This is a genomic window from Arthrobacter sp. BC5 (assembly GCF_056680255.1).
The window spans coordinates 3,496,056-3,517,503 of sequence record NZ_CM155273.1 but is presented as its reverse complement, the minus strand read 5'-3'; the positions used below and the strand labels follow the sequence as shown (position 1 = coordinate 3,517,503).

Here is a 21,448-nt window from a genome sequence, read left to right as displayed (position 1 = left end):
TCCTCATGCTGCCGTAGTACCGTTCCTGACCAGCCGCGCGACGAGGGGCGATCATGGCTGCACGCGGCCCGCGCCATCGACTGGATCACACCGCCCACCACCGCCGTGCGGCAGATGGCGGCCGGTGAGGCCTGTGCGGCGCCGTCCACCATCGAGGACCCGGCGGTCCTCGAGGCCCTGGCGCCGCTGCTCCGGCCGTTGTCCGCGCCGTGACCGCCTCCGCCGTGGGGGCTTCCGCCCCGGGTGGTTCCGCACGCTAGCGGTCTGCGCTCCTCCGCGCCCAGCTGTACTCGAACTCCGGCCGCCCCCGCGTGCCGTAGCGCGGCGTGCGCAGGACGGACTGCTGGTCGGCGAGGTGCTCGAGGTAGCGTCGGGCGGTGACCCTGGACATCGACAGGGCCTCCGAGACCTCGATGGCCGAGGTGGGCGCCTGCAGCTCCTTGAGGAGCCGGGAGACCGCCCGGAGCGTCTCCGCCGAGAGACCCTTCGGGAGCGCGGCCGCGGTGACGGGCCGCAGCGAGGCGAAGGCCTGGTCCACTTCCGCCTGCGTGGTGGCGGACGCCTGCTCCACCAGGTTCCGGCGGAAGTCCTGGTAGGCCCCGAGCTTCTCGCTGAACGCCGAGTAGGTGAAGGGCTTGATCAGGTACTGCACGATGCCGGACGAGATGGCGGAGCGCACCACCTGCAGATCGCGGACCGCGGTGATGGCGATGATGTCCAGCGGCAGGCCGAGCCCCCGGACGCGACGGATGATGTCCAGTCCGTGGGCGTCCGGCAGATTCATGTCCAGCAGCATGAGGTCGGCGGCGGCCTCGGGACGGCCGGCTCCCTCTCCGGCGAGATGGAGGAAAGTGGCGAGCTCCGCACCGCTCCGGACCACCCCGGCGAGTTCGAACCCCTCGAGCCGCCGGACGTACTCCGCGTGCGCGGCGGCAGCCACGGGATCGTCCTCCACGACGAGGACGCGGATGGCGCTCACGCCCGGCCTCCGTCGTCGGCGCCCTGGTGCAGGGCCGGGCGTCCGGACATCTCCGGGCCGACCCCCGGGTTCGGGGGGAGGGGGAGGCGGACGGCGAAGCGGGCACCGCCGTCGTCCGCGTCGGTCACCTCGATGGATCCGGCGAAGCGCTGGACGGCCTGGCGGACGAGGGCGAGCCCGAAGCCGCGCCCGCCACTGTTCGGCCCGTCCGACTCCTTCGTGCTGTAGCCGAAGTCGAAGATCCTCGCCTTCTCCGAGTCGGGCAGCCCGTTCCCGCTGTCCTCCACCACGATCTCGAGTTCGGGTGCGCCGTCCTCGTCCGCCACGCGCCGTACGGTGAGCAGCACGCGGGGTTCCTCGGACGTGGCTGCCTCGTCGAACGCGTTGTCGAGGAGGTTGCCGATGACCGTCACGAGGTCCACAGGATTCAGGGCGCCCGCCTGCGCGTCGTGTGCGATGTCCGAGGTCAGCTCGATCCCTCGCTCGTTCGCCTGCGCCGCCTTCCCCACCAGGAGGGCCGCGATGAACGGTTCGTCGATGGCCTCGACCACCTCGTCCGTGAGCCGCTGCGACTGCTGCAGGTCGCGGGTCGCGAAGTCGAGGGCGTCGGCACTCCTGCCGAGTTCCACCAGCGAGACGATGGTGTGCAGGCGGTTGGCGTGCTCGTGCGTCTGCGAGCGCAATGCGTCCGTCAGGGTGCGCATCGTCTCCACCTGCCCCGTCAGGGCCTCGATCTCGGTGTGGTCGCGGAGCGTGGTGACGGTGCCGAGTGGGGCCTGGGCATGGCCTCCGCGGCGCGCGGGGGAGGGCGGGACGGCCGGCTCCTGGTTGACGACCAGCACCCGGTTCTCGGTCAGGTGCACCTCGTCGCGCGCCCGTCGGCCCGAGGCGAGAAGGTCCCGCAGCGACGGCGCGACGGCCAGACGGGACGCCTGGACCGGTTCCGGCGTCCCGTCGAGTCCCAGGAGCCGGGCCGCCTGGTCGTTGTAGAGCACGAGCCGACCGCTGGCGTCGGTCAGCAGCAACCCCTCCCGCACGGAGTGGAGGACCGAATCGTAGAACACGAAGGTACGCGAGAGCTCGGCCGGACCCATGCCCAGCGTGGCGTCCCGCAGGCGGCGGCTGAGCAGGAACGAGACCAGGGCACCCAGCGCCAGCGCGCCCAGGGCGATGAAGGCGATGAGGGGGAGCTGCGCGTTCCGGGCGATCGCGGCACGGTCGACCGTGATGCCCGCAGCGACCATCGCCCACACCGTACCGTCGTCGTCGAGCACCGGGACGATCGAGCGGATCGACGGGCCCAGGGTGCCCGCGTAGGTCTCAGTGTGCGTCTTCCCCGCCAGGGCCTCGTCGACGGACCCGATGTACGGCTTGCCGATCTCCTCGGGGTTGCGGTGCGTGAAGCGCGTGCGGTCGGTGCCCAGGATCGTGATGAAGTCGACGCCCAGCCGGTCCATCACCTCGACGGCGTAGGGCTGGAGCGTAGCGGAGGGATCCGGCCCCTGGACGGCTTCCAGGACGGCCGGTTCGAGGGCGATCGAGGTGGAGACGGCGACCATGCGCTCCGCGGTGGCCTCGTTCACGCCCTGCTCCGCGTCCGCATACAGGATCACGGACAGTGAGGCCGACAGGACGAGGATGAAGACGAGCTGGGCCAGGAAGAACTGCCGGGCGAGGCTCCCTCGACTCACGCGGTGATCCTGCTCCTTTCGGGTCCTGCCGGCCTCGGTCGTGGCCGGCACGCCCCGTCGCAACCGGCCACGACCAGTATGAACTCAATCGTGAGCCCGGTCACTCCCGGTGCCAGTATGAAGGGGAACACTCAACAGTACGCTTCCTGGTCAGACCCCCGCGGACGAAGAACGACCTTCGCCGCCGGCTCCGCCGGGCGGCTGACACCAAGGGAGAACACCATGGCTATGGCGCCATCGCGGTCCGAGAGCGGACCGGCACAACCGCGCAAGCGGGTCGACAAGACCCATTTCCTCTACATCGCGGTCATCGCGGCCGTGATCCTCGGCGCGGTCCTCGGACTCATGGCCCCCGAGTTCGCCAAATCGCTCAAGCCACTCGGCACGGGATTCATCAACCTCATCAAGATGATGATCGCGCCGATCATCTTCTGCACCATCGTGCTGGGCGTCGGCTCCATCGCCAAGGCGGCGACCGTCGGCAAGGTGGGCGGCCTCGCGCTCGGCTACTTCATGCTCATGTCGACCTTCGCGCTCGCGATCGGCCTCGTCGTCGGCAACCTCATCCAGCCGGGTGAGGGCCTCGACATCTCATCGTCGACCTACGAGGTGCCCGCCACCGCCGAGGGTGCTCCCGAGGGCACCGTCGGCTTCCTGCTCAGCATCATCCCGACGACGCTCCTGTCTGCGCTGACCGGCCCGAGCATCCTGCAGACGCTGTTCGTGGCGCTCCTCGTCGGCTTCGCGCTGCAGAAGATGGGCTCGGCCGGCAAGCCCATCCTGCGGGGCATCGGGCACATCCAGGCGCTCGTCTTCCGCATCCTGGTCATGATCATGTGGCTCGCGCCGATCGGTGCCTTCGGCGCCATCGCCGCCGTCGTGGGCGAGACGGGCGTGCAGGCGATCATCAGCATGGCCACCCTCATGGTCGCGTTCTACATCACCTGCATCCTGTTCATCGTGGTCATCCTGGGCGGCCTGCTGAAGCTCGTCACCGGCGTCAGCATCTTCAAGCTGATGAAGTACCTCGGCCGCGAGTACCTGCTGATCTTCAGCACCTCCTCCTCCGAGGCGGCCCTTCCCCGCCTCATCGCGAAGATGGAGCACCTCGGCGTCTCCAAGCCCGTGGTCGGCGTCACCGTCCCGACCGGCTACTCGTTCAACCTCGACGGCACCGCCATCTACCTCACGATGGCCGCCCTGTTCGTCGCCGAAGCCCTCGGCAAGCCCCTGGCCCTCGGTGAGCAGATCTCCCTGCTCGTCTTCATGATCATCGCCTCCAAGGGTGCAGCGGGCGTCACCGGCGCCGGCCTGGCCACCCTCGCCGGCGGCCTGCAGTCGCACCGCCCGGACCTGGTGGACGGCGTGGGCCTGATCGTCGGCATCGACCGGTTCATGTCCGAGGCGCGCGCCCTGACGAACTTCACGGGCAACGCCGTCGCCACCGTCCTCATCGGCACCTGGACGAGGGAGATCGACCGCGGCCGCGTCGACGAGGTCCTGGAGGGCCGCCAGCCCTTCGACGAGTCGACCATGAGTACCGACCACCGCTTCGAGAACGACGACGACGACGTGGAGGATGGTGCCGCGGCCCGGACCGAGGCCGCGGTACGCGGGACGTCCCGCCACTGAGTGCGGCGGAACGCCGGGCGACGGCCCGGTAGCGGAGGACGGCGATGGCCCGGAGCGGATCCGGGCCGTCGCCGTCGTCGTTCCCGGCCCGCGGGGAGCCGGCGGTCCGCACCCGGAACCCGGTTCCGGAAGCGACGTTCGACCTCAGGTCGAGCATCAAGGCTCGCTGTCGATCGGCACGGGCCGCCACGGGCGCCGCCGCAGGCGTTGTACCGTGGACTATGAGAAAAGCCCGCCCGGGTCCGACGACCGGCCGGCCTGCACCGATTCTGATGGAAGCGTGGAGAAATACGTGAGTAGTGAACAGGGTTCCACAACTCTGCCCAGCGCAGCGGACGCGGAGTTCGGCCCGACCGGCCGTCCCGTGACGGAATTCCCTGAGCCCAGGGTCCTGGAATCGCACGGCCCTGCGCGGGTCATCGCGATGGTGAACCAGAAGGGCGGGGTCGGCAAGACGACCTCCACCATCAACCTCGGCGCCGCGCTCGCGGAAGCCGGGCGCAAGGTGCTGCTGGTCGACTTCGATCCGCAGGGCGCGCTCTCCGCCGGGCTCGGCACCAACCCGCACGAGCTCGACGTGACGGTCTACAACGTGCTGATGGACCGCAAGGTGTCCATCCAGGACGCGATCCAGCACACGGCTATCGAGAACATCGACCTGTTGCCGGCGAACATCGACCTGTCCGCGGCCGAGGTCCAGCTGGTCAACGAGGTGGCACGCGAGCAGGTGCTCGACCGCGCCCTGCGCAAGGTGTCGGACGACTACGACGTCATCCTCATCGACTGCCAGCCATCCCTCGGACTGCTCACGGTCAACGCACTCACCGCCGCCCACGGCGTCATCATCCCGCTGATCTGCGAATTCTTCGCCCTGCGCGCCGTGGCACTGCTGGTGGAGACCATCGAGAAGGTGCAGGACCGTCTGAACCCGCGGCTGCAGATCGACGGCGTCCTCGCCACCATGTACGACGCGCGGACCCTGCACAGCCGCGAGGTCATCGCGCGCCTCGTCGAGGCCTTCGGCGACAAGGTCTTCGAGACCGTCATCAAGCGCACCATCAAGTTCGCCGATGCGACCGTCGCCGCCGAACCGATCACGTCCTACGCGGCGAACCACTCAGGAGCGGACGCCTACCGCAGGCTGGCCAAGGAGCTCATCAGCAGGGGCGGAGCGCCGTAGTGCCTCGGATCATCGGGTCCGCCCGGATGCACTAGGTGGTGGCCGCCCCGGTCTTCGAGGTCCAGCTGACCAACTTCACCGGTCCCTTCGACCTGCTGCTGAATCTCATCTCGCGTCGCGAACTCGACATCACGGAGGTCGCCCTCGCGCAGGTCACGGACGAGTTCATCGCCCACATCCGCCGGATCCAGGCCGCCGATGGTGAGTGGAAGCTCGACGAGGCGAGCGAGTTCCTCGTCGTCGCCGCCACGCTCCTCGACCTGAAAGCGGCCCGTCTCCTGCCCGCCGGTGCCGTCGAGGACGAGGAGGACATCGCGCTCCTCGAGGCCCGCGACCTCCTCTTCGCTCGGCTCCTGCAGTACAGGGCGTTCAAGGAGATGGCGCGCCAGCTGGCTGGCCGGCTGGAGGAGGAGGATTCCCGGCACCCGCGCAACGCGCCCCTCGAGCCGGAGTTCACCCGTCTCCTGCCCGAACTGATCTGGAAGCATTCACCGGAGGAGTTCGCCGCGCTGGCCGCGAAGGTGCTCGCCCCCCGCCGGGAGCAGCGGGCCGAAGTCAGCATCGAGCACCTGCACGCACCGCCGGTCAGCGTCCGGGACCAGGTGGTGGTGGTGGTGGACCTGCTGCGCACGGGCGGCCCGATGTCCTTCCGCCGGCTGACGGAGGACGCCGGATCTCGATTGGTGATCGTGGTGCGCTTCCTCGCCCTGCTCGAGCTGTTCCGGGACGGAGCAGTCTCCTTCGAACAGGCGGCGCCGCTGGCCGAACTGCAGGTGAGGTGGAGCGCGGAGGACGACCGGTGGACGGTGGAAGCGCCGGCGAAGAACGCCGGAGCCGGTGCGGGACCGGGGATTGTGGAAGGAGTCCAGTATGGATGAGTCGTCGGACGCCGCCCCTGGCGGGCAGGAGGTCCCCATCGAGGAGCTCCCCGGCGGGCTGCGCGCGGCGGTCGAGGCGATCCTGATGGTCGCCGAGAGGCCGGTGACGGACGAGCAGGTCGCGTCGGTCCTTGCGCGCCCGCCAGCGCAGGTGCGCGCCGTGCTCGTGGACCTGCAGCGCGAGTACGACGGCTATACTGGGTCAGGCTCCGAGAGCACCGAACCACCAGTGCCACGCGGGTTCGAACTCAGGAACATCGCCGGCGGGTGGCGCATCTTCTCCCGGAAGCACTTCGCATCCGTTGTCGCCGACTTCGTGCTCGATGGGCAGACTGCCCGGCTTTCACAGGCAGCACTCGAGACCCTGGCGGTCGTCGCCTATCGCCAGCCCGTGTCCCGTGCCCGGGTTTCCGCTATTCGGGGTGTCAACGTCGATTCCGTGGTCCGCACGCTGCTGCAACGCGGGCTGGTTATCGAGATGGAGGCCGATCCGGAGACCGGAGCAGTCCTATATGGGACCACCCCGCTGTTTCTGGAAAGATTGGGACTGGGCAGCGTCGAGGAATTGCCCCGGATCGCTCCCCATCTGCCGGGCATCGAGAGCCTCGGGGAGTATGACGAAACAACGTATTGAGCACGACCTACGACAAGGACTTTCTACATGACACAGCAGCCAGGATCCGGTTCCGGACGCAATACGCCGCGCCGCGGCGGGTCGGCCGGACGCCCATCCGATGCTGCCCGTGGCCGTGGGAAGTCCTCACCGCGCAACGGTTCGGCGCAGGGCGGCGCCGGCCGTAACAGCGAGGGCCGCAATGAGCGTACCGACGGCCGTCCGTTCCAGGGCCGCGGTGAGCGCACCGACGGCCGCTCGGGCGAGGGCCGGGCGCCCGGTGCCGGCGGCGACCGCCGTGAATCCGCCGAGGGCCGAGCCCGTTCGGCTGCCGGTCGTCCCTCCGCAGGGACTCCTGCGGGCAGGTTCGGTGCCGGGGGGCGTGCGGGCGGCAAGCCCGGCCGACCGGGCGCAGGTTCCACCCCGGGCGGACGCTCGGGCGGTCAGGGCGGCGCGGGTCGCCCGAAGCCGGCCGGTGGCAAGGCGTTCGGTAGCGAGAGGTTCGGGCAGAACCTCGGGCCCGTGCGGGTCTCGAAGCCCAAGCGTGCCAGCCGGCCCGCCGACGAGATCGACGTCCACAACCCGGAGGGTGTGCGACTGCAGAAGGTCATGGCGCTCGCCGGCGTCGCATCGCGCCGTGTCTGCGAGGAGATGATCCTGGACGGACGCGTGGAGGTCGACGGCACGATCGTGACCGAGCTCGGCGTGCGCGTCGACCCGGAGCAGGTGGCCATCCATGTGGACGGCATCCGGCTGCAGCTCAACGAGAACCTCAAGTACTACGTCTTCAACAAGCCTCGCGGTGTCGTCTCCACCATGGAGGACCCCGAGGGCCGTCGCTGCATCAGCGACTTCCTGAAGAACAAGGACAAGAACGAGAGGCTCTTCCATGTCGGCCGGCTCGACGCCGAGACCGAGGGACTGCTCCTGCTCACCAATGACGGCGAACTGACCAACCGCCTGACCCACCCGTCCTACGAGGTCCCCAAGACCTACCTCGTCCAGGTCCGCGGGCCCATGGCACAGGGCATCGGAGCCCAGATGAAGGAGGGCATCGAGCTCGAGGACGGGCTGGCGCAGGTGGATTCCTTCAAGCTCGTCGATTCGACGCCCGGGCACATCCTCGTGGAGGTGGTCCTGCACTCGGGCCGCAACCGCGTGGTCCGCCGGTTGTTCGACGCCGTCGGCCACCCCGTAGAACGCCTCGTCCGCACCCAGGTCGGTCCCATCCGCATCGGCGATCAGCGCCAGGGCAGCATCCGCGTGCTCGGGCGCCAGGAGGTCGGGCACCTGCTGGCATCGGTGGGCCTCTAGCCGATGACCATGCGCACGGAGCAGGGGACACACCTCGCCGGGCCGGTCCTGATCATCGGGGCGGGCCTGCTGGGGGCCAGCATCGGGCTGGGCCTGCGTGCCCGCGGGCTCGACGTCGTCCTGTCCGACAGTTCGCCCTCGACCGAAGCGGTTGCACGCGACATCGGCGCCGGGCGGCTCCTCGCCGAGGACCGGCACGCGGAGGAGCAGTTCGCGCCCGAGGTCGTCGTCGTGGCGACGCCGCCCGATGTCACCGCGCGCGTCGTCGCGGACGCTCTGAGGGCCTATCCGGGCGCGGTCGTCGTCGACATCTGCAGCGTGAAGGAAGCGATCCTGCTCGAACTCGCCGCCACGCCAGGTACCGCAGGGCACCTGTCCCGCTACGTCGGTACCCATCCGATGGCCGGCCGTGAGAAGTCCGGTCCCGTCGCTGCACGTGCCGAGCTGTTCTCGGGTGCGCCCTGGGTCCTCTGCGCCCACGCCGGGAGCGCGCCTGAGGCCGTCCTCCGGGCGGAGTCGCTCGCCGTCGATCTCGGTGCCGTGCCGGCGCGTATGTCCGCCGCGGAGCACGACGAGGCCGTCGCGCTGATCTCGCACCTGCCGCAGGTCGTGTCGTCGCTCGTCGCGAGCAGGTTGCAGGACTCGCCGGTGCAGGCGCTCGCGCTGGCCGGTAACGGACTGCGGGACGTCACGCGCATCGCCGCCAGCGATCCGCGCCTCTGGGTGCAGATCCTGTCGGCCAACGCCGGTCGGCTCGTCGACATCCTCTACGGCGTGCGGGAGGACCTGAACCGCCTGATCGGCACGCTCGAGGACCCGACGGCGGGCGGAGCGCGCCTCGACATGGCGCAGCTGATGTCCGAGGGGAACGCCGGCCAGGCACGCGTGCCCGGCAAGCACGGCACGCCGCCGAACTCGTTCGCGCGCCTGACCGTGCTCGTCGACGACGTACCGGGCCAGATCGCCAAGCTCCTGACGGAGATCGGGCACACCGGCATCAATGTCGAGGACTTCCGCCTCGAGCACTCACCGGGACGACAGGTGGGCCTCGCGGAGCTCTCGGTCCTGCCGGGCAAGCGACACGAATTGACGGAGTCCCTGACACAGCGGGGCTGGAAGGTAGTGCAGTGACCCAGGCATCAGCAGAGACCACGCAGGCCGCCGGCGCTCCGGGCGCGACAGGGCAGGGCAGCCCCTACTCGGGGTTCCGCCTCGGCAAATCCCTCGTCGTCGCCATCGACGGTCCCTCCGGGTCCGGCAAGTCGAGCGTCAGCCGGGAAGTGGCACGCCGTCTTCGCGCGGCGTACCTGGACACCGGTGCCATGTACCGCGCGGTGACGCTCCACTGCATCGCCGGCGGGATCGACCTGCAGGACGGAGCGGCGGTGGAGGCAGCAGCGCGCGACGTCGAGCTCTTCATCAGCACCAGCCCGGACCGTGAGTCCGTGACCCTCTCGGGCGACGACGTCACCGCCGCCATCCGCGAGCCGGAGGTATCCTCCGCCGTGAGCGCCGTCGCGACCACGATGGGCGCCCGCGCGGAGCTGATCCGCCGCCAGCGGGCGCTGATCGCGGGGGCGGGCCACCGGATCGTGGCCGAGGGGCGGGACATCACCACCGTCGTCGCCCCCGACGCCGAGGTGCGCATCCTCCTCACTGCGAGCGAGGAGGCCAGGCTCCGCCGCCGCGGGGACCAGCTCGGCGGGACGCAGTCGGAGGAGCAGCTGAAGCAGCAGGTCACCGAGCGCGACGCGAAGGATTCCGCCGTGGTCAATTTCCAGCAGGCGGCGGACGGGGTCGTCACCCTGGATTCGTCGGACCTCGATTTCGAACAGACCGTGGCAGCCGTCCTCGGCATCGTGCGCACCGTGGCGCACTAGCGGAAGACCACCGAGAAGTTTCGGGCGCGAGCCCACCAGGATCGCCGTCGGGAGACGGTGAACACCAACCGAAGGATGCAACCATGAGCGAGAACCTTTCGCCGAACGCGACGGACCAGGGTTCCGGAGCCGACGAGGACTACGAGCCGAGCGGCGAGGACCAGGTCAGCGAGCTGCTCGAGACCCTCGACGACGCCGAGGCCGAGCAGCGCGCCGCCTCGCTGCGCGCCGGCCTCGAGGACTACGAGCTCGACGACGAGGACGCCGCGCTCCTGGCCCGGCAGGACGAGGACTTCGACGACGAGTCCGAGGGCCGGCTCAATCCCGTCCTCGCGATCGTCGGGCGACCCAACGTCGGCAAGTCCACCCTGGTGAACCGGATCCTCGGCCGCCGCGAGGCCGTCGTCGAGGACACCCCCGGCGTCACCCGTGACCGCGTGTCCTACCCGGCCCAGTGGTCGGGCCGGAACTTCACCCTGGTGGACACCGGTGGCTGGGAGCAGGACGCCAAGGGCATCGCCGCGCGCGTCGCCGACCAGGCGGAGATCGCGGTCGACATGGCCGACGCCGTCCTCTTCGTCGTCGACGCGACCGTCGGTGCCACCGCGACCGACGAGGCCGTGGTGCGCATGCTGCGCCGCAAGAAGAAGCCCGTGATCCTCGTGGCCAACAAGGTCGACGACATCCAGAACGAGGCCGACGCCTCAGTGCTCTGGGGGCTCGGCTTCGGCCAGCCCTGGCCGGTCTCCGCGCTGCACGGCCGTGGCACGGCGGACATGCTCGACCAGGTCAACAAGACCCTGCCGGAGTTCTCCGAGCACGGCGGTATCGAACGGTCCGGTGGTCCGCGGCGCATCGCCCTGATCGGGCGGCCGAACGTCGGCAAGTCCTCGCTGCTCAACAAGCTCGCCGGCTCCGAGCGCGTGGTCGTCGACCCGCTGGCAGGGACCACGCGGGATCCCGTGGACGAGATGATCGAACTCGGCGGGCGCACGTGGCGCTTCGTCGACACGGCAGGCATCCGCCGCCGCGTGCACATGCAGCAGGGCGCGGACTTCTACGCCTCGCTGCGCACGCAGTCCGCGCTGGAGAAGGCGGAGGTCGCCGTCGTGCTCCTCGCCGTCGACGAGGTGCTCAGTGAGCAGGACATCCGTATCCTCAACATGGCCATCGAGTCGGGCCGCGCGATCGTGCTGGCCTTCAACAAGTGGGACCTGCTCGACGACGAACGCCGCCGCTACCTCGAACGTGAGATCGAGCAGGACCTGGCCCACGTGGACTGGGCTCCCCGCGTGAACATCTCGGCCCTGACCGGATGGCACAGGGATCGCCTGGTTCCCGCGCTCGACGTCGCGCTGGAGTCCTGGGACCGCCGAATCCCCACGGGCCGCCTGAACGCGTTCCTCGGTGAACTCGTCGCCGCCCACCCGCACCCCGTGCGCGGGGGCAAGCAGCCGCGCATCCTCTTCGGCACCCAGGCCTCGAGCCGTCCGCCGAAGTTCGTGCTGTTCACCACGGGCTTCCTGGACCCGGGCTACCGGCGCTTCATCACGCGCCGGCTGCGTGAGACCTTCGGCTTCGAGGGCACACCGATCGAGGTCAGCATGCGCGTCCGCGAGAAGCGCAGCCGCAAGCGCTGACACCTCCCGGGTGTGCGGATCCACTCGGAGAATGCTGTATTGTTATCCGAGTGGTTTGGCCTGCTGAGCAGGCTGATCGGGATGTGGCGCAGCTTGGTAGCGCACTTGACTGGGGGTCAAGGGGTCGCAGGTTCAAATCCTGTCATCCCGACACTGCAGGGCCCGTTCCCACCGGCATTTCGCCGGAGGGGACGGGCCTTCTGCATGTCCGGAGGGTACTCCACCGGGCCGCCGGCGGCCGGGGTGAGAGGCGCGTCACGCTCGCGCCCGTTATGCCTATACTCGACCAGTACCCGTACCGGGCGGCGGTCCTGGCCGCCGCTGCACCCCGCGCGTCCGAAAGGCGACCATGAGCAACATCCCCGATGGCCTGTACTACACCGCGGAGCACGAGTGGGTCAGTGAGCCCGCCATCGACGGCACCGTGCGTGTCGGTATCACCGACTTCGCCCAGGACGCGCTCGGAGACGTCGTCTACGTCCAGATGCCCGAAGAGGGCACCAGCGTGGCCGGGTCCGACGTCATCGGCGAGGTCGAGTCGACCAAGAGCGTCAGTGACATCTACGCCCCCGTGACCGGAGAGGTGGTCGCGCGCAACGAGGCGCTCGACGACGATCCGTCACTGATCAACTCCGACCCGTACGGCGAGGGCTGGCTGCTCGAGATCAAGGTGTCCGATCCGTCCGTGGTCCAGGGCCTCCTGAGTTCAGCCGACTACTCCCAGCAGGTAGGCTAGATCTACCCTGCGGAAGGCAGCAGGGGTGGTGCGGTCGGCCACAATCAGCCGTACTGCAGTAGGGGAGGAATGACCGATGGTGCCCAACGACAATCCAGCCGTGAATGGAGAAGAGCCGCACATGACGTCTCCTGAGACAACGACGATCGGTCTGCCGCCGCAAGCCGCGGCGATCGAGCTGGAACGCCATCTGACGAAGGAGGAGCAGGCCTCCGTCGCTGCGCTCCCCGCCGGTTCCGCGCTGCTGATCGCGCACTCCGGTCCGAACGCCGGTGCACGTTTCCTCCTCGACGAGGACATCACGAAGGCCGGGCGCCACCCCAACGCCGACATCTTCCTCGACGACGTGACGGTGTCACGCCAGCACGCCGAGTTCCGCCGGACCGGGAACGGCTTCATGGTCGTGGACACCCGCAGCCTGAACGGGACGTACGTCAACAACGACCGCGTGGACAGCGTCGCCCTGCGCAACGGCAACGAGGTCCAGATCGGCAAGTTCCGTCTGACCTTCTACGCCGCCCGCACCCCGGCGGGCCAGTCCACGCAGCACACGACAGCGCGGGCCTAGTCCGGTTCATGCCTGCTTCCCAACCCGCCCGCCGACCGGCCGGCGTAGCTTCCGGCCATTCAGGCACCGGTGTCCACAACATCGGTGAGGTTCTGCGTGAACTGGCGGAGGAGTTCCCCCAGGTCACGGCGTCGAAGATCCGTTTCCTGGAGGAGAAGGGCCTGATCTCCCCCCAGCGGACGCGCGCCGGGTACCGCAAGTACACGGCACACGACGTCGAACGCCTCCGCTTCGTCCTGGCGCTGCAGCGCGACCAGTACCTTCCCCTCAAGGTGATCAAGGACTACGTCGACGCGATCGACCGCGGCGAGCGGCCCGAGTCCCTGCCCGGGGGCATGACGCTCTCACCGCGCGTGGTCTCCGACCAGTTGTCCCGCGAACTCAGCGCGCACGGTCGACGGCTCACCTCGGAGACCCTCGCGGCCGAGGCCGGGGCACCCCGCCGACTCGTCGACGACCTCGTGAGCTTCGGGCTCATCACCGCCGTGGACAACCGCTTCGACGAGCACGCGCTCAAGATCACGAAGGCGTGCGTGCAATTGGAGAGCCACGGGATCGAGCCGCGCCACCTGCGGCCGTTCCGTGCGGCTGCGGACCGTGAACTCGGTCTCGTCGAGCGCGTCGTCGCTCCTGTTGCGTCGCGGAAGGACGTGGCGTCCAAAGCCCGTGCGGCGGAGACGGCGCGCGAGATCAGCGAACTCTGCCTGGGACTGCACAGTGCCCTGGTGCACAGCCACATAGCCCGGATGGACAGTTAGGCGGCTTCCTGTGATCGAAGTAGAAGTAGTGGGCGTCCGGATCGAACTGCCGTCCAACCAGCCGTTGGTCCTGCTGCGGGAGATTGCGGGGGAGCGGCACCTGCCCATCTGGATCGGAGCCCCCGAGGCCAGCGCCATCGCCTTCGTGCAGCAGGGCATCGTGCCGCCGCGCCCCATGACGCACGACCTCCTGGTCGACGTCGTTGCCGCGGCCGGCAAGGAGATCACGGAGGTGCGCATCACCTCGGTGGAGGACACCGTCTACCACGCGCAGCTCGTCTTCCGTGACGGTGTGACCGTGAGCTCGAGGGCCTCGGACGCCCTGGCCGTGGCACTGCGCGTCCCGTGCCCCATCTACTGCGCCGAGGAGGTCCTCGCCGTCGCGGGCGTCGAGATCGCCGACGCCGATGCGGAGGACGCGGAGGATGGAGGGACGGAGGAGACAGCCGAGAAGGAGGTCCTCCAGTTCCGTGAGTTCCTCGCGGACGTCGAGCCGGAGGACTTCGAGCGCTGAGATCCGGGGCTCCGCCGGAACTGCGAACGGGCGGTACGCAGGCCGGCCGGCGACACGCTGATTCTTGAGTGGCTGCCTCTTTGACCTTGCCCCTTCCTCGATCTAACGTCGAAGCATACAGTTCCCATTGCGTGTGTGGGGGACTCGGGGCACACTTGAGTGCACGCCTGAGGTTCCGCCTGATCAGCAAACTTTGCGGGAACCCGACGAGGAGGCAACACGTGAGTCCGAAGGGTGACGCCGGCAAGGCAGCCAGCCCGGCAGGCGCTGGTGTCCCGGCAAGTGCCCAGGGCTTGCTGTTCACGGAAGACCTCCCCGTGCTGGATGAGGATGCGGGCTATCGCGGCCCCACAGCGTGCAAGGCCGCAGGCATCACCTACCGCCAACTCGACTACTGGGCCCGCACCGGTCTCGTCGAGCCTGCCGTCCGCGGCGCGTCCGGTTCGGGTACGCAGCGGCTGTACGGGTTCCGCGACATCCTGGTCCTCAAGGTGGTCAAGCGCCTGCTCGACACCGGAGTGTCCCTCCAGCAGATCCGAACCGCCGTCGAGCACCTGCGCGAGCGGGGCGTCGAGGACCTCGCGCAGATCACCCTCATGAGCGACGGCGCCAGTGTGTACGAATGCACGTCGGCGGACGAGGTCATCGACCTCGTGCAGGGCGGCCAGGGTGTCTTCGGCATCGCCGTCGGTCGTGTCTGGCGTGAAGTGGAAGGCAGCCTCGCGGCCCTTCCGAGCGAGCATGCGCTCGACCAGGACTTCCCGGGCGACGAGCTCAGCAAGCGCCGCGCCACGCGCCGGATCAGCTAGTCACCGAGCACCACCCACCGGGGGCGGAAAGCACCAGCAGGTAGTGCTGCTCGCCGGTCCACCTGCTTCAGCTGGCCCGGTCCGTCCCGGGCCGTCGAACCGCTACGGGCGATCGACGGGGGCAGCGATCAGCGCCTCGCGCCCCGACTCCGCATCCTGCCCGAGTCCATGACGCTCTTCAGCAGTTCGTCGAAGTACCCGGACGACTGCTGCGCGGAATCGCCCGGCCAGTGGTGCACGGAGTGGGCGGCGCCCTGGATCTGCTGCCAGTTGGCCTGGTCCGGGATGGCGGGGCTCAGCAGCAGATCGCCGAACATCTGCTTCATCTCAGCCAGGCGGAACGAGTGCTCGTTCGAGGTCGAGCGGACGCGGTTCGCGACGATTCCGGCAGTCTGCAGCTCAGGGGCGAATTCGCGGCGGAAGAGCTCGAGCGCGCGCATGGTCCGCTCGGTGCCCGCGACGGAGAACAGTGCGGGCTCGGCGACCAGGAGGACCTTGTTGCTGGCGGTCCAGGCGATACGCGTCAGTCCGTTGAGCGACGGCGGACAGTCGATCAGCACGAGGCTGTACCCCTCGACGCGGGACAGGAGGGTCGCCAGCCTGCGCTGGTCGCGGCGCCCGAGGTCCGGGCGGTCGTAGATACCGGAATAGGCGGAACCGATCGCGACGTCGAGCCTGGCCGCTCCTGCGCTCGACCGCTTCGCGGCAGTCTCCGCCCAACCACTCGGAACCGTGTTGGCGGCGAGATCGCCGCGCCTCGCGTTCTTCAGCAGCCGTCCGATGTCGGTCTGACCGGATGGCCGGACCGCGAGGCCGGTGGTGGCGTCCGCGTGGGGGTCGAGGTCCACCACGAGGGTAGGGATCCCCGCTGCCAGTGCCGCCGAGGCCAACCCCATGGTCACCGACGTCTTGCCCACGCCGCCTTTGAGGCTGCTGATGCTCACTACCTGCACGTGATAAACCCATACCTATCTTCGGCCGCCGGTCGGGGCGGCTCGCATGTTGATCCCCGTCCATCATAGGGCGCCGCGGCTGACGGTCCCGGAGGGGCAGTACCGGTGCGGCCAGCTGTGCCCATGGACGCCCGGGGCCTGCCGGGTAGGATCAGTGCAGCGTGCATGACCCGACCCGCAAGGATGCAGGAGTGCGATGTTCTCGAAGATTCTGGTGGCCAACCGCGGCGAGATCGCGATCCGTGCCTTTCGGGCCGGGCATGAGGTGGGCGCGAAGACGGTCGCGGTGTTCCCGCACGAGGACCGGAACTCGATCCACCGTCAGAAGGCCGACGAGGCGTACCTGATCGGTGAGGAGGGCCATCCGGTCCGGGCGTACCTGGACATCGAGGAGATCATCCGGGTGGCCCGTGAAGCCGGCTGCGATGCGATCTATCCGGGGTACGGGTTCCTGTCGGAGAACCCCGGCCTGGCACGTGCCGCGGCGGAGGCGGGGACCACGTTCGTGGGTCCGCCGGCGGATGTGCTGGAGCTGGCCGGGAACAAGGTCAAGGCCCTGGACGCCGCCCGCGCGGCGGGGATCCCTGTGCTGGCGTCGTCGCGTCCCAGCGCCGACGTGGACGAGCTGATCGCGGCGGCGGACGAGATCGGGTTCCCCGTGTTCGCGAAGGCCGTCGCCGGTGGCGGCGGGCGTGGCATGCGGCGGGTCGATACGCGTGAGGCGTTGCCGGAGGCGCTCGAGGCCGCGATGCGCGAGGCGCAGTCGGCGTTCGGGGATCCGACGATGTTCCTGGAGCAGGCGGTCCTCCGGCCGCGTCACATCGAGGTGCAGATCCTCGCGGACGCGCAGGGCAATGTGATGCATCTGTTCGAGCGCGATTGCTCGCTGCAGCGCCGGCATCAGAAGGTCATCGAGATCGCGCCCGCGCCGAACCTCGACGAGGGCATCCGGCAGGCGCTGCACCGGGACGCGGTGAAGTTCGCGACCGCCCTGGGCTACGTGAACGCCGGAACGGTGGAGTTCCTCGTGGACACGGTCGGGGAGCGGGCGGGCCAGCACGTGTTCATCGAGATGAACCCGCGCATCCAGGTCGAGCACACGGTCACCGAGGAGGTCACCGATGTGGACCTGGTGCAGTCCCAGCTGCGCATCGCCGCCGGTGAGACGCTCGCGGACCTGGGCCTGAGCCAGGACACGGTGACACTGCGCGGTGCCGCCCTGCAGTCCAGGATCACCACGGAGGACCCCGCGAACGGGTTCCGGCCCGACGTCGGACGGATCTCCGCGTACCGGTCCGCAGGCGGCGCGGGGGTGCGCCTGGATGGCGGGACGGTGTATGCGGGGGCGGAGATCAGCCCGCACTTCGACTCGATGCTCGTGAAGCTCACCTGCAGGGGCCGGGACTACCCGGCCGCGGTCACCCGCGCCCGTCGTGCCCTGGCGGAGTTCCGGGTCCGCGGTGTCTCCACGAACATCTCCTTCCTGCAGGCGGTCCTGGACGACCCGGACTTCATCGCAGGGAATGTGGCCACCTCGTTCATCGACGAGCGCCCTGAACTGCTCACCGCCCGGGTCCCTGCCGACCGGGGTACGAAGCTGCTGACCTGGCTCGCGGACGTGACCGTCAACCAGCCCAACGGCGCACGGCCCGCGCACCTGGACCCGAGGGAGAAACTCCCGGACCTATCGGAGGACCAGCGCGACCAGCCGTTGCCCGCAGGTAGCCGACAGAAGCTCCTGGAGCTCGGTCCGGAGGGCTTCGCACGGGCGCTGCGGGAGCAGACAGCCGTGGCGGTGACGGATACGACGTTCCGGGACGCCCACCAGTCACTGCTGGCAACCCGGGTGCGGACGCGTGACCTGACCGCGGCCGGTGCGGCGGTGTCGGCCCTGACGCCGGGCCTGTTCTCGGTGGAGGCGTGGGGAGGTGCCACGTACGACGTCGCCCTGCGGTTCCTGGGTGAGGATCCGTGGGAACGCCTGGACGCGCTGCGCCGCGACCTGCCGGACATCTGCCTGCAGATGCTGCTGCGTGGGCGGAACACCGTGGGCTACACCCCGTACCCGGAAGCGGTCACCGCGGCCTTCGTGCGGGAAGCGGCGGCGTCCGGGATCGACATCTTCCGGATCTTCGACGCCCTGAACGACGTGTCGCAGATGGAACCGGCCATCCGGGCGGTCAGGGACACCGGGACCGCCGTCGCCGAAGTCGCGCTCTGCTACACCGCGGACATGCTCGACCCGGCCGAGACCCTCTACACGCTGGACTACTACCTGGATCTCGCCCAGCGGATCGTGGACGCCGGCGCGCACATCCTGGCGATCAAGGACATGGCAGGGCTCCTCCGCCCCGCCGCGGCCGCGCGGCTCGTGACCGCGCTGCGGGAGCGCTTCGGCCTGCCCGTGCACCTGCACACCCACGACACCGCGGGGGGCCAGCTCGCCACGCTGCTGGCCGCGGTGGATGCCGGGGTGGATGCCGTGGATGTGGCCAGCGCACCCCTGGCCGGCACCACCAGTCAGCCCTCGGCCTCGGCCCTCGTCGCGGCCCTGGCCCACACACCCCGGGACACGGGCCTGGACCTGGGGAACGTGTGCGCGCTGGAGCCCTACTGGGAGGCCGTGCGGCGCATGTATGCCCCGTTCGAGTCCGGCCTGCCCGGACCCACGGGGCGCGTCTACCGGCACGAGATCCCCGGCGGGCAGCTCTCCAACCTCAAGCAGCAGGCCATCGCCCTGGGCCTGGGTGAGAGATTCGAAGCCATCGAGGACATGTACTCCGCGGCCGACAGGATCCTGGGCAGGCTCGTGAAGGTCACCCCGTCCTCCAAGGTGGTGGGGGATCTGGCCCTGGCCCTCGTGGGCAGGAACGCGGACCCCGCCGAGTTCCAGGAGAACCCGCAGGACTATGACATCCCGGACTCGGTCATCGGGTTCCTCAACGGGGACCTCGGGCTTCCTCCGGGCGGGTGGCCCGAACCGTTCCGCACCAAGGCACTGAAGGGCCGCGAACTCAAACCCCGCGACGTGGAGATCACCGCCGACGACGAAGCGCAGCTTGCCGGCACGTCGAAGGAACGCCGGGATGCCCTGAACCGCCTGCTGTTCGCAGGCCCGACGAGGGACTTCGCAGCCACCCGGGACACGTACGGGGACGTGTCGCTCCTGGGCACCGCGGACTACCTCTACGGGCTGCAGCCGAACACCGAGCACGTCATCGAGCTCGAGAAGGGGGTCCGGCTCATCGCGACCCTGGAGGCCGTGTCCGAACCCGACGAGAAGGGCATGCGCACCGTCATGTGCACCCTCAACGGGCAGATGAGGCCGGTGAGCGTCCGCGACAAGGCCATCACGAGCACCATCACCACCGCCGAGAAAGCAGACCCCGGCACCCCCGGACACATCCCCGCACCCTTCGCCGGATCCGTCAGCATCACCCTCGGCGAGGGGGACACCGTCACCGCCGGCGACACCGTGGCCACCATCGAAGCCATGAAGATGGAAGCCAACATCACCACGCCCATCACCGGCACCGTCCAACGCACCACCCACACCGGCGTCGCACCCGCCCAGGGAGGCGACCTCCTCCTCGTCATCGCTCCCGCGTGAGGCTGCGCCTCGCGCGAGCGGCGACAGGACGGCAGGCTAGAGTAGGGCGCTGGAGAAAGCAGGACGGCGGCTTCGCGCACCAGGGCGGAGTGGCGCGAGCGACGATGTGAGGAACCATGGCAAGCGATCCGACCGATCCTTCGGCAACCCACCCCGACGGTGTGCCGCCCGGCGGTGACCGGACGAGGACGGCCGCCACGCACGGCGTACCCATCGTCCCCGGCGTCCCGTTCCTGGCCGGACAGCTCACGGACACGCAGGCCCGTACGGACGATGCCGGTGACGGCGAGCGCGCAGCAGGGGAGGAGAGCGCAGCGGTGGCCGGCGAGGAACCGGGCCACGACCCTTCCGGGGATGCCGACAGCACCGACAGCACCGACAGCACCGACAGCACCGACAGCACCGACAGCACCGGCAGCGTGCCCGGCGGCGCGATAGCGCTGACGGGCGACGCGGCCACTGCGCCCAACGGAGTCCACCTCAACGCCTACGCGGTCCCGGTATCCGCCGTCCCGTCCGTCCTCCAGGGCCCGACCCTGACCGTCCCTGCACCGCTCACTCCTGCAGGCACGCCGACCCCCGCAGACAGCTTCGTACCGGCGGACGAGCCCGCCGCTGCGCGGGAGACGGACCCTCCGGGCTGGGTCCCGTCGACGACGGGCCCGGCATCGGCCGGCGCCTCCGCAGGTGCGCGCGAGACGCCAGTGGCAGCAGAAGCCTCGGCCCGCGCGGAGCGGGCCGGCCGGCGGGAGAAGGACCTGGGCCCGGAGCCGGCGTCGGCACTGACGGCCGACCGCCTGCTCATGGGGACCGCCAGGCCGCCGGTGGCCGGGTGGCGCCGCTGGCTCCACACGCTGACGTTCGGCCGTGTGAACCTGGGCGACTCGGACGCCGTGCGTGTCCAGCGCGCGCTGGAACACAGGATCTCCGTGCGGCTGGGCGGCAGGACGCGGTATGTCCCGGTACTCTCCCGCAAGGGTGGCGTGGGAAAGACGACCGTGACCACCCTGCTCGGCATGGCCCTCGCCGACATCCGCGAGGACCGCATCATCGCCATGGACGCGAACCCCGATCGCGGAACCCTGTCCGACCGCTCACCCGGACGAGCCGACCACACGGCGCGGCAGCTCGTGAAGAACCGCTACACCATCGACTCCTTCGCCCAACTGGCCGACTACGTGACCCGGGACGGCTCGCGGCTCCACGTGCTCGCCTCGGATACCGACCCGACGGTCGCGCAGGCCTTCGACGACTCGGACTACCGCGCCGTCACCGACCTGCTGAGCCGCTACTACTCCGTGGTGCTCACCGACTCGGGCACCGGCATGGTGCATTCGGTCATGAAGGGGACGCTCGAGAAGGCGGACTCCGTGGTGCTGGTGTCGGGCGGAAGCGTCGATGAGGCGAGGCTCGCCTCCGAGACCCTCAGCTGGCTCGAGGCACACGGACGGCAGGACCTCGTGGCCAGGGCGATCGTCGTGGTCAACCTGTCCTCCGGTCATGGCACGCAGGTCGACGTCTCGGAGATCGAGCAGCACTTCCGGTCTCGCGTGAGGACGGTCGTCCGCATCCCGTACGACCGGCACCTCGCCGAGGGCTCGCGGATCGACCTCGGCAAGCTGAGTCCGGCAACGCGACGGGCCGTGACCGAACTGGCGGCGCTCGTGGTGGATCAGCTGGCCACCTGAGCGCG

Annotated in this window: 18 protein-coding genes and 1 tRNA gene; 16 read left to right on the top strand and 3 right to left on the bottom strand. The window is 69.6% G+C overall.

Features of this window, described 5'->3' with window-relative positions:
- Nucleotides 1-256: 256 nt before the first annotated feature.
- Nucleotides 257-979, bottom strand: a complete 723-nt coding sequence (locus AC1MFI_RS16470; protein WP_479818255.1) for a response regulator — start codon at nt 977-979, stop codon at nt 257-259.
- Nucleotides 976-2,670 (bottom strand): sensor histidine kinase, encoded by a 1,695-nt coding sequence (locus AC1MFI_RS16465; RefSeq protein WP_479818253.1) that lies wholly within the window; start codon nt 2,668-2,670, stop codon nt 976-978. Before AC1MFI_RS16465 ends, AC1MFI_RS16470 begins: the two co-directional genes overlap by 4 nt.
- A gap of 228 nt (nt 2,671-2,898) precedes the next feature.
- Between AC1MFI_RS16465 and AC1MFI_RS16460 the strand changes: the two genes are divergently transcribed.
- From AC1MFI_RS16460 to AC1MFI_RS16395, 14 genes are all read left to right on the top strand, one after another.
- The gene (locus tag AC1MFI_RS16460) at nt 2,899-4,302 is read left to right on the top strand and encodes a cation:dicarboxylate symporter family transporter (RefSeq protein ID WP_479820929.1); all 1,404 of its coding nucleotides are present in this window, start codon (nt 2,899-2,901) and stop codon (nt 4,300-4,302) included.
- 292 nt (nt 4,303-4,594) lie between these two features.
- Nucleotides 4,595-5,482: a ParA family protein gene (locus AC1MFI_RS16455; protein ID WP_479818251.1), complete on the top strand. Its 888-nt coding sequence runs from the start codon at nt 4,595-4,597 to the stop codon at nt 5,480-5,482.
- Between the two features lie 35 nt (nt 5,483-5,517).
- Nucleotides 5,518-6,360 carry a segregation and condensation protein A gene (locus AC1MFI_RS16450; protein WP_479818250.1) on the top strand — a complete coding sequence of 281 codons (843 nt, stop codon included), beginning with the start codon at nt 5,518-5,520 and terminating at the stop codon, nt 6,358-6,360.
- Nucleotides 6,353-6,994: an SMC-Scp complex subunit ScpB gene (gene scpB, locus AC1MFI_RS16445; RefSeq protein ID WP_479818248.1), complete on the top strand. Its 642-nt coding sequence runs from the start codon at nt 6,353-6,355 to the stop codon at nt 6,992-6,994. The genes AC1MFI_RS16450 and scpB overlap by 8 nt, the downstream gene beginning before the upstream one ends.
- Nucleotides 6,995-7,021: 27 nt before the next feature.
- Complete coding sequence (locus tag AC1MFI_RS16440; RefSeq protein WP_479818246.1) at nt 7,022-8,287, top strand: pseudouridine synthase; 1,266 nt, start codon at nt 7,022-7,024, stop codon at nt 8,285-8,287.
- Between the two features lie 3 nt (nt 8,288-8,290).
- The gene (locus AC1MFI_RS16435) at nt 8,291-9,418 is read left to right on the top strand and encodes a prephenate dehydrogenase (RefSeq protein WP_479818244.1); all 1,128 of its coding nucleotides are present in this window, start codon (nt 8,291-8,293) and stop codon (nt 9,416-9,418) included.
- Between the two features lie 104 nt (nt 9,419-9,522).
- Nucleotides 9,523-10,167, top strand: coding sequence for a (d)CMP kinase (gene cmk / locus AC1MFI_RS16430; protein WP_479820928.1), 645 nt, complete (start codon nt 9,523-9,525; stop codon nt 10,165-10,167).
- Between the two features lie 83 nt (nt 10,168-10,250).
- On the top strand, nt 10,251-11,807 hold the full coding sequence (der, locus tag AC1MFI_RS16425) for a ribosome biogenesis GTPase Der (RefSeq protein WP_479818242.1): 1,557 nt from the start codon (nt 10,251-10,253) through the stop codon (nt 11,805-11,807).
- 77 nt (nt 11,808-11,884) lie between these two features.
- Nucleotides 11,885-11,958 (top strand) — tRNA-Pro (locus AC1MFI_RS16420).
- Between the two features lie 198 nt (nt 11,959-12,156).
- Nucleotides 12,157-12,543, top strand: a complete 387-nt coding sequence (gene gcvH / locus AC1MFI_RS16415; protein ID WP_479818240.1) for a glycine cleavage system protein GcvH — start codon at nt 12,157-12,159, stop codon at nt 12,541-12,543.
- Between the two features lie 121 nt (nt 12,544-12,664).
- Nucleotides 12,665-13,111, top strand: coding sequence for an FHA domain-containing protein (locus tag AC1MFI_RS16410; protein WP_479818238.1), 447 nt, complete (start codon nt 12,665-12,667; stop codon nt 13,109-13,111).
- A gap of 8 nt (nt 13,112-13,119) precedes the next feature.
- Nucleotides 13,120-13,869: a transcriptional regulator FtsR gene (ftsR, locus tag AC1MFI_RS16405; RefSeq protein ID WP_479818236.1), complete on the top strand. Its 750-nt coding sequence runs from the start codon at nt 13,120-13,122 to the stop codon at nt 13,867-13,869.
- A 10-nt stretch (nt 13,870-13,879) separates the two neighbouring features.
- Complete coding sequence (locus AC1MFI_RS16400; protein WP_479818234.1) at nt 13,880-14,383, top strand: bifunctional nuclease family protein; 504 nt, start codon at nt 13,880-13,882, stop codon at nt 14,381-14,383.
- A gap of 221 nt (nt 14,384-14,604) precedes the next feature.
- Complete coding sequence (locus AC1MFI_RS16395) at nt 14,605-15,192, top strand: MerR family transcriptional regulator (protein ID WP_479818233.1); 588 nt, start codon at nt 14,605-14,607, stop codon at nt 15,190-15,192.
- Nucleotides 15,193-15,320: 128 nt separating this feature from the next.
- Here AC1MFI_RS16395 and AC1MFI_RS16390 read toward each other — a convergent pair whose 3' ends face one another.
- Nucleotides 15,321-16,145 carry a ParA family protein gene (locus AC1MFI_RS16390; RefSeq protein ID WP_479818232.1) on the bottom strand — a complete coding sequence of 275 codons (825 nt, stop codon included), beginning with the start codon at nt 16,143-16,145 and terminating at the stop codon, nt 15,321-15,323.
- Nucleotides 16,146-16,341: 196 nt separating this feature from the next.
- Here AC1MFI_RS16390 and AC1MFI_RS16385 point away from each other — a divergent pair, with 196 nt between their 5' ends.
- Together AC1MFI_RS16385 and AC1MFI_RS16380 are read left to right on the top strand one after the other, a co-directional pair.
- Nucleotides 16,342-19,755 carry a pyruvate carboxylase gene (locus AC1MFI_RS16385; RefSeq protein ID WP_479818230.1) on the top strand — a complete coding sequence of 1,138 codons (3,414 nt, stop codon included), beginning with the start codon at nt 16,342-16,344 and terminating at the stop codon, nt 19,753-19,755.
- Nucleotides 19,756-19,871: 116 nt separating this feature from the next.
- Complete coding sequence (locus AC1MFI_RS16380; RefSeq protein ID WP_479818228.1) at nt 19,872-21,443, top strand: MinD/ParA family ATP-binding protein; 1,572 nt, start codon at nt 19,872-19,874, stop codon at nt 21,441-21,443.
- Nucleotides 21,444-21,448 lie beyond the last annotated feature (5 nt).

Coding starts and splice junctions, on each gene's coding strand:
- gcvH (WP_479818240.1), top strand. CDS start 12,157: ATGAGCAACATCCCCGATGGCCTGTACTACACCGCGGAGCACGAGTGG.
- AC1MFI_RS16435 (WP_479818244.1), top strand. CDS start 8,291: ATGACCATGCGCACGGAGCAGGGGACACACCTCGCCGGGCCGGTCCTG.
- ftsR (WP_479818236.1), top strand. CDS start 13,120: ATGCCTGCTTCCCAACCCGCCCGCCGACCGGCCGGCGTAGCTTCCGGC.
- AC1MFI_RS16385 (WP_479818230.1), top strand. CDS start 16,342: ATGTTCTCGAAGATTCTGGTGGCCAACCGCGGCGAGATCGCGATCCGT.
- AC1MFI_RS16410 (WP_479818238.1), top strand. CDS start 12,665: ATGACGTCTCCTGAGACAACGACGATCGGTCTGCCGCCGCAAGCCGCG.
- AC1MFI_RS16440 (WP_479818246.1), top strand. CDS start 7,022: ATGACACAGCAGCCAGGATCCGGTTCCGGACGCAATACGCCGCGCCGC.
- AC1MFI_RS16460 (WP_479820929.1), top strand. CDS start 2,899: ATGGCGCCATCGCGGTCCGAGAGCGGACCGGCACAACCGCGCAAGCGG.
- scpB (WP_479818248.1), top strand. CDS start 6,353: ATGGATGAGTCGTCGGACGCCGCCCCTGGCGGGCAGGAGGTCCCCATC.
- AC1MFI_RS16380 (WP_479818228.1), top strand. CDS start 19,872: ATGGCAAGCGATCCGACCGATCCTTCGGCAACCCACCCCGACGGTGTG.
- der (WP_479818242.1), top strand. CDS start 10,251: ATGAGCGAGAACCTTTCGCCGAACGCGACGGACCAGGGTTCCGGAGCC.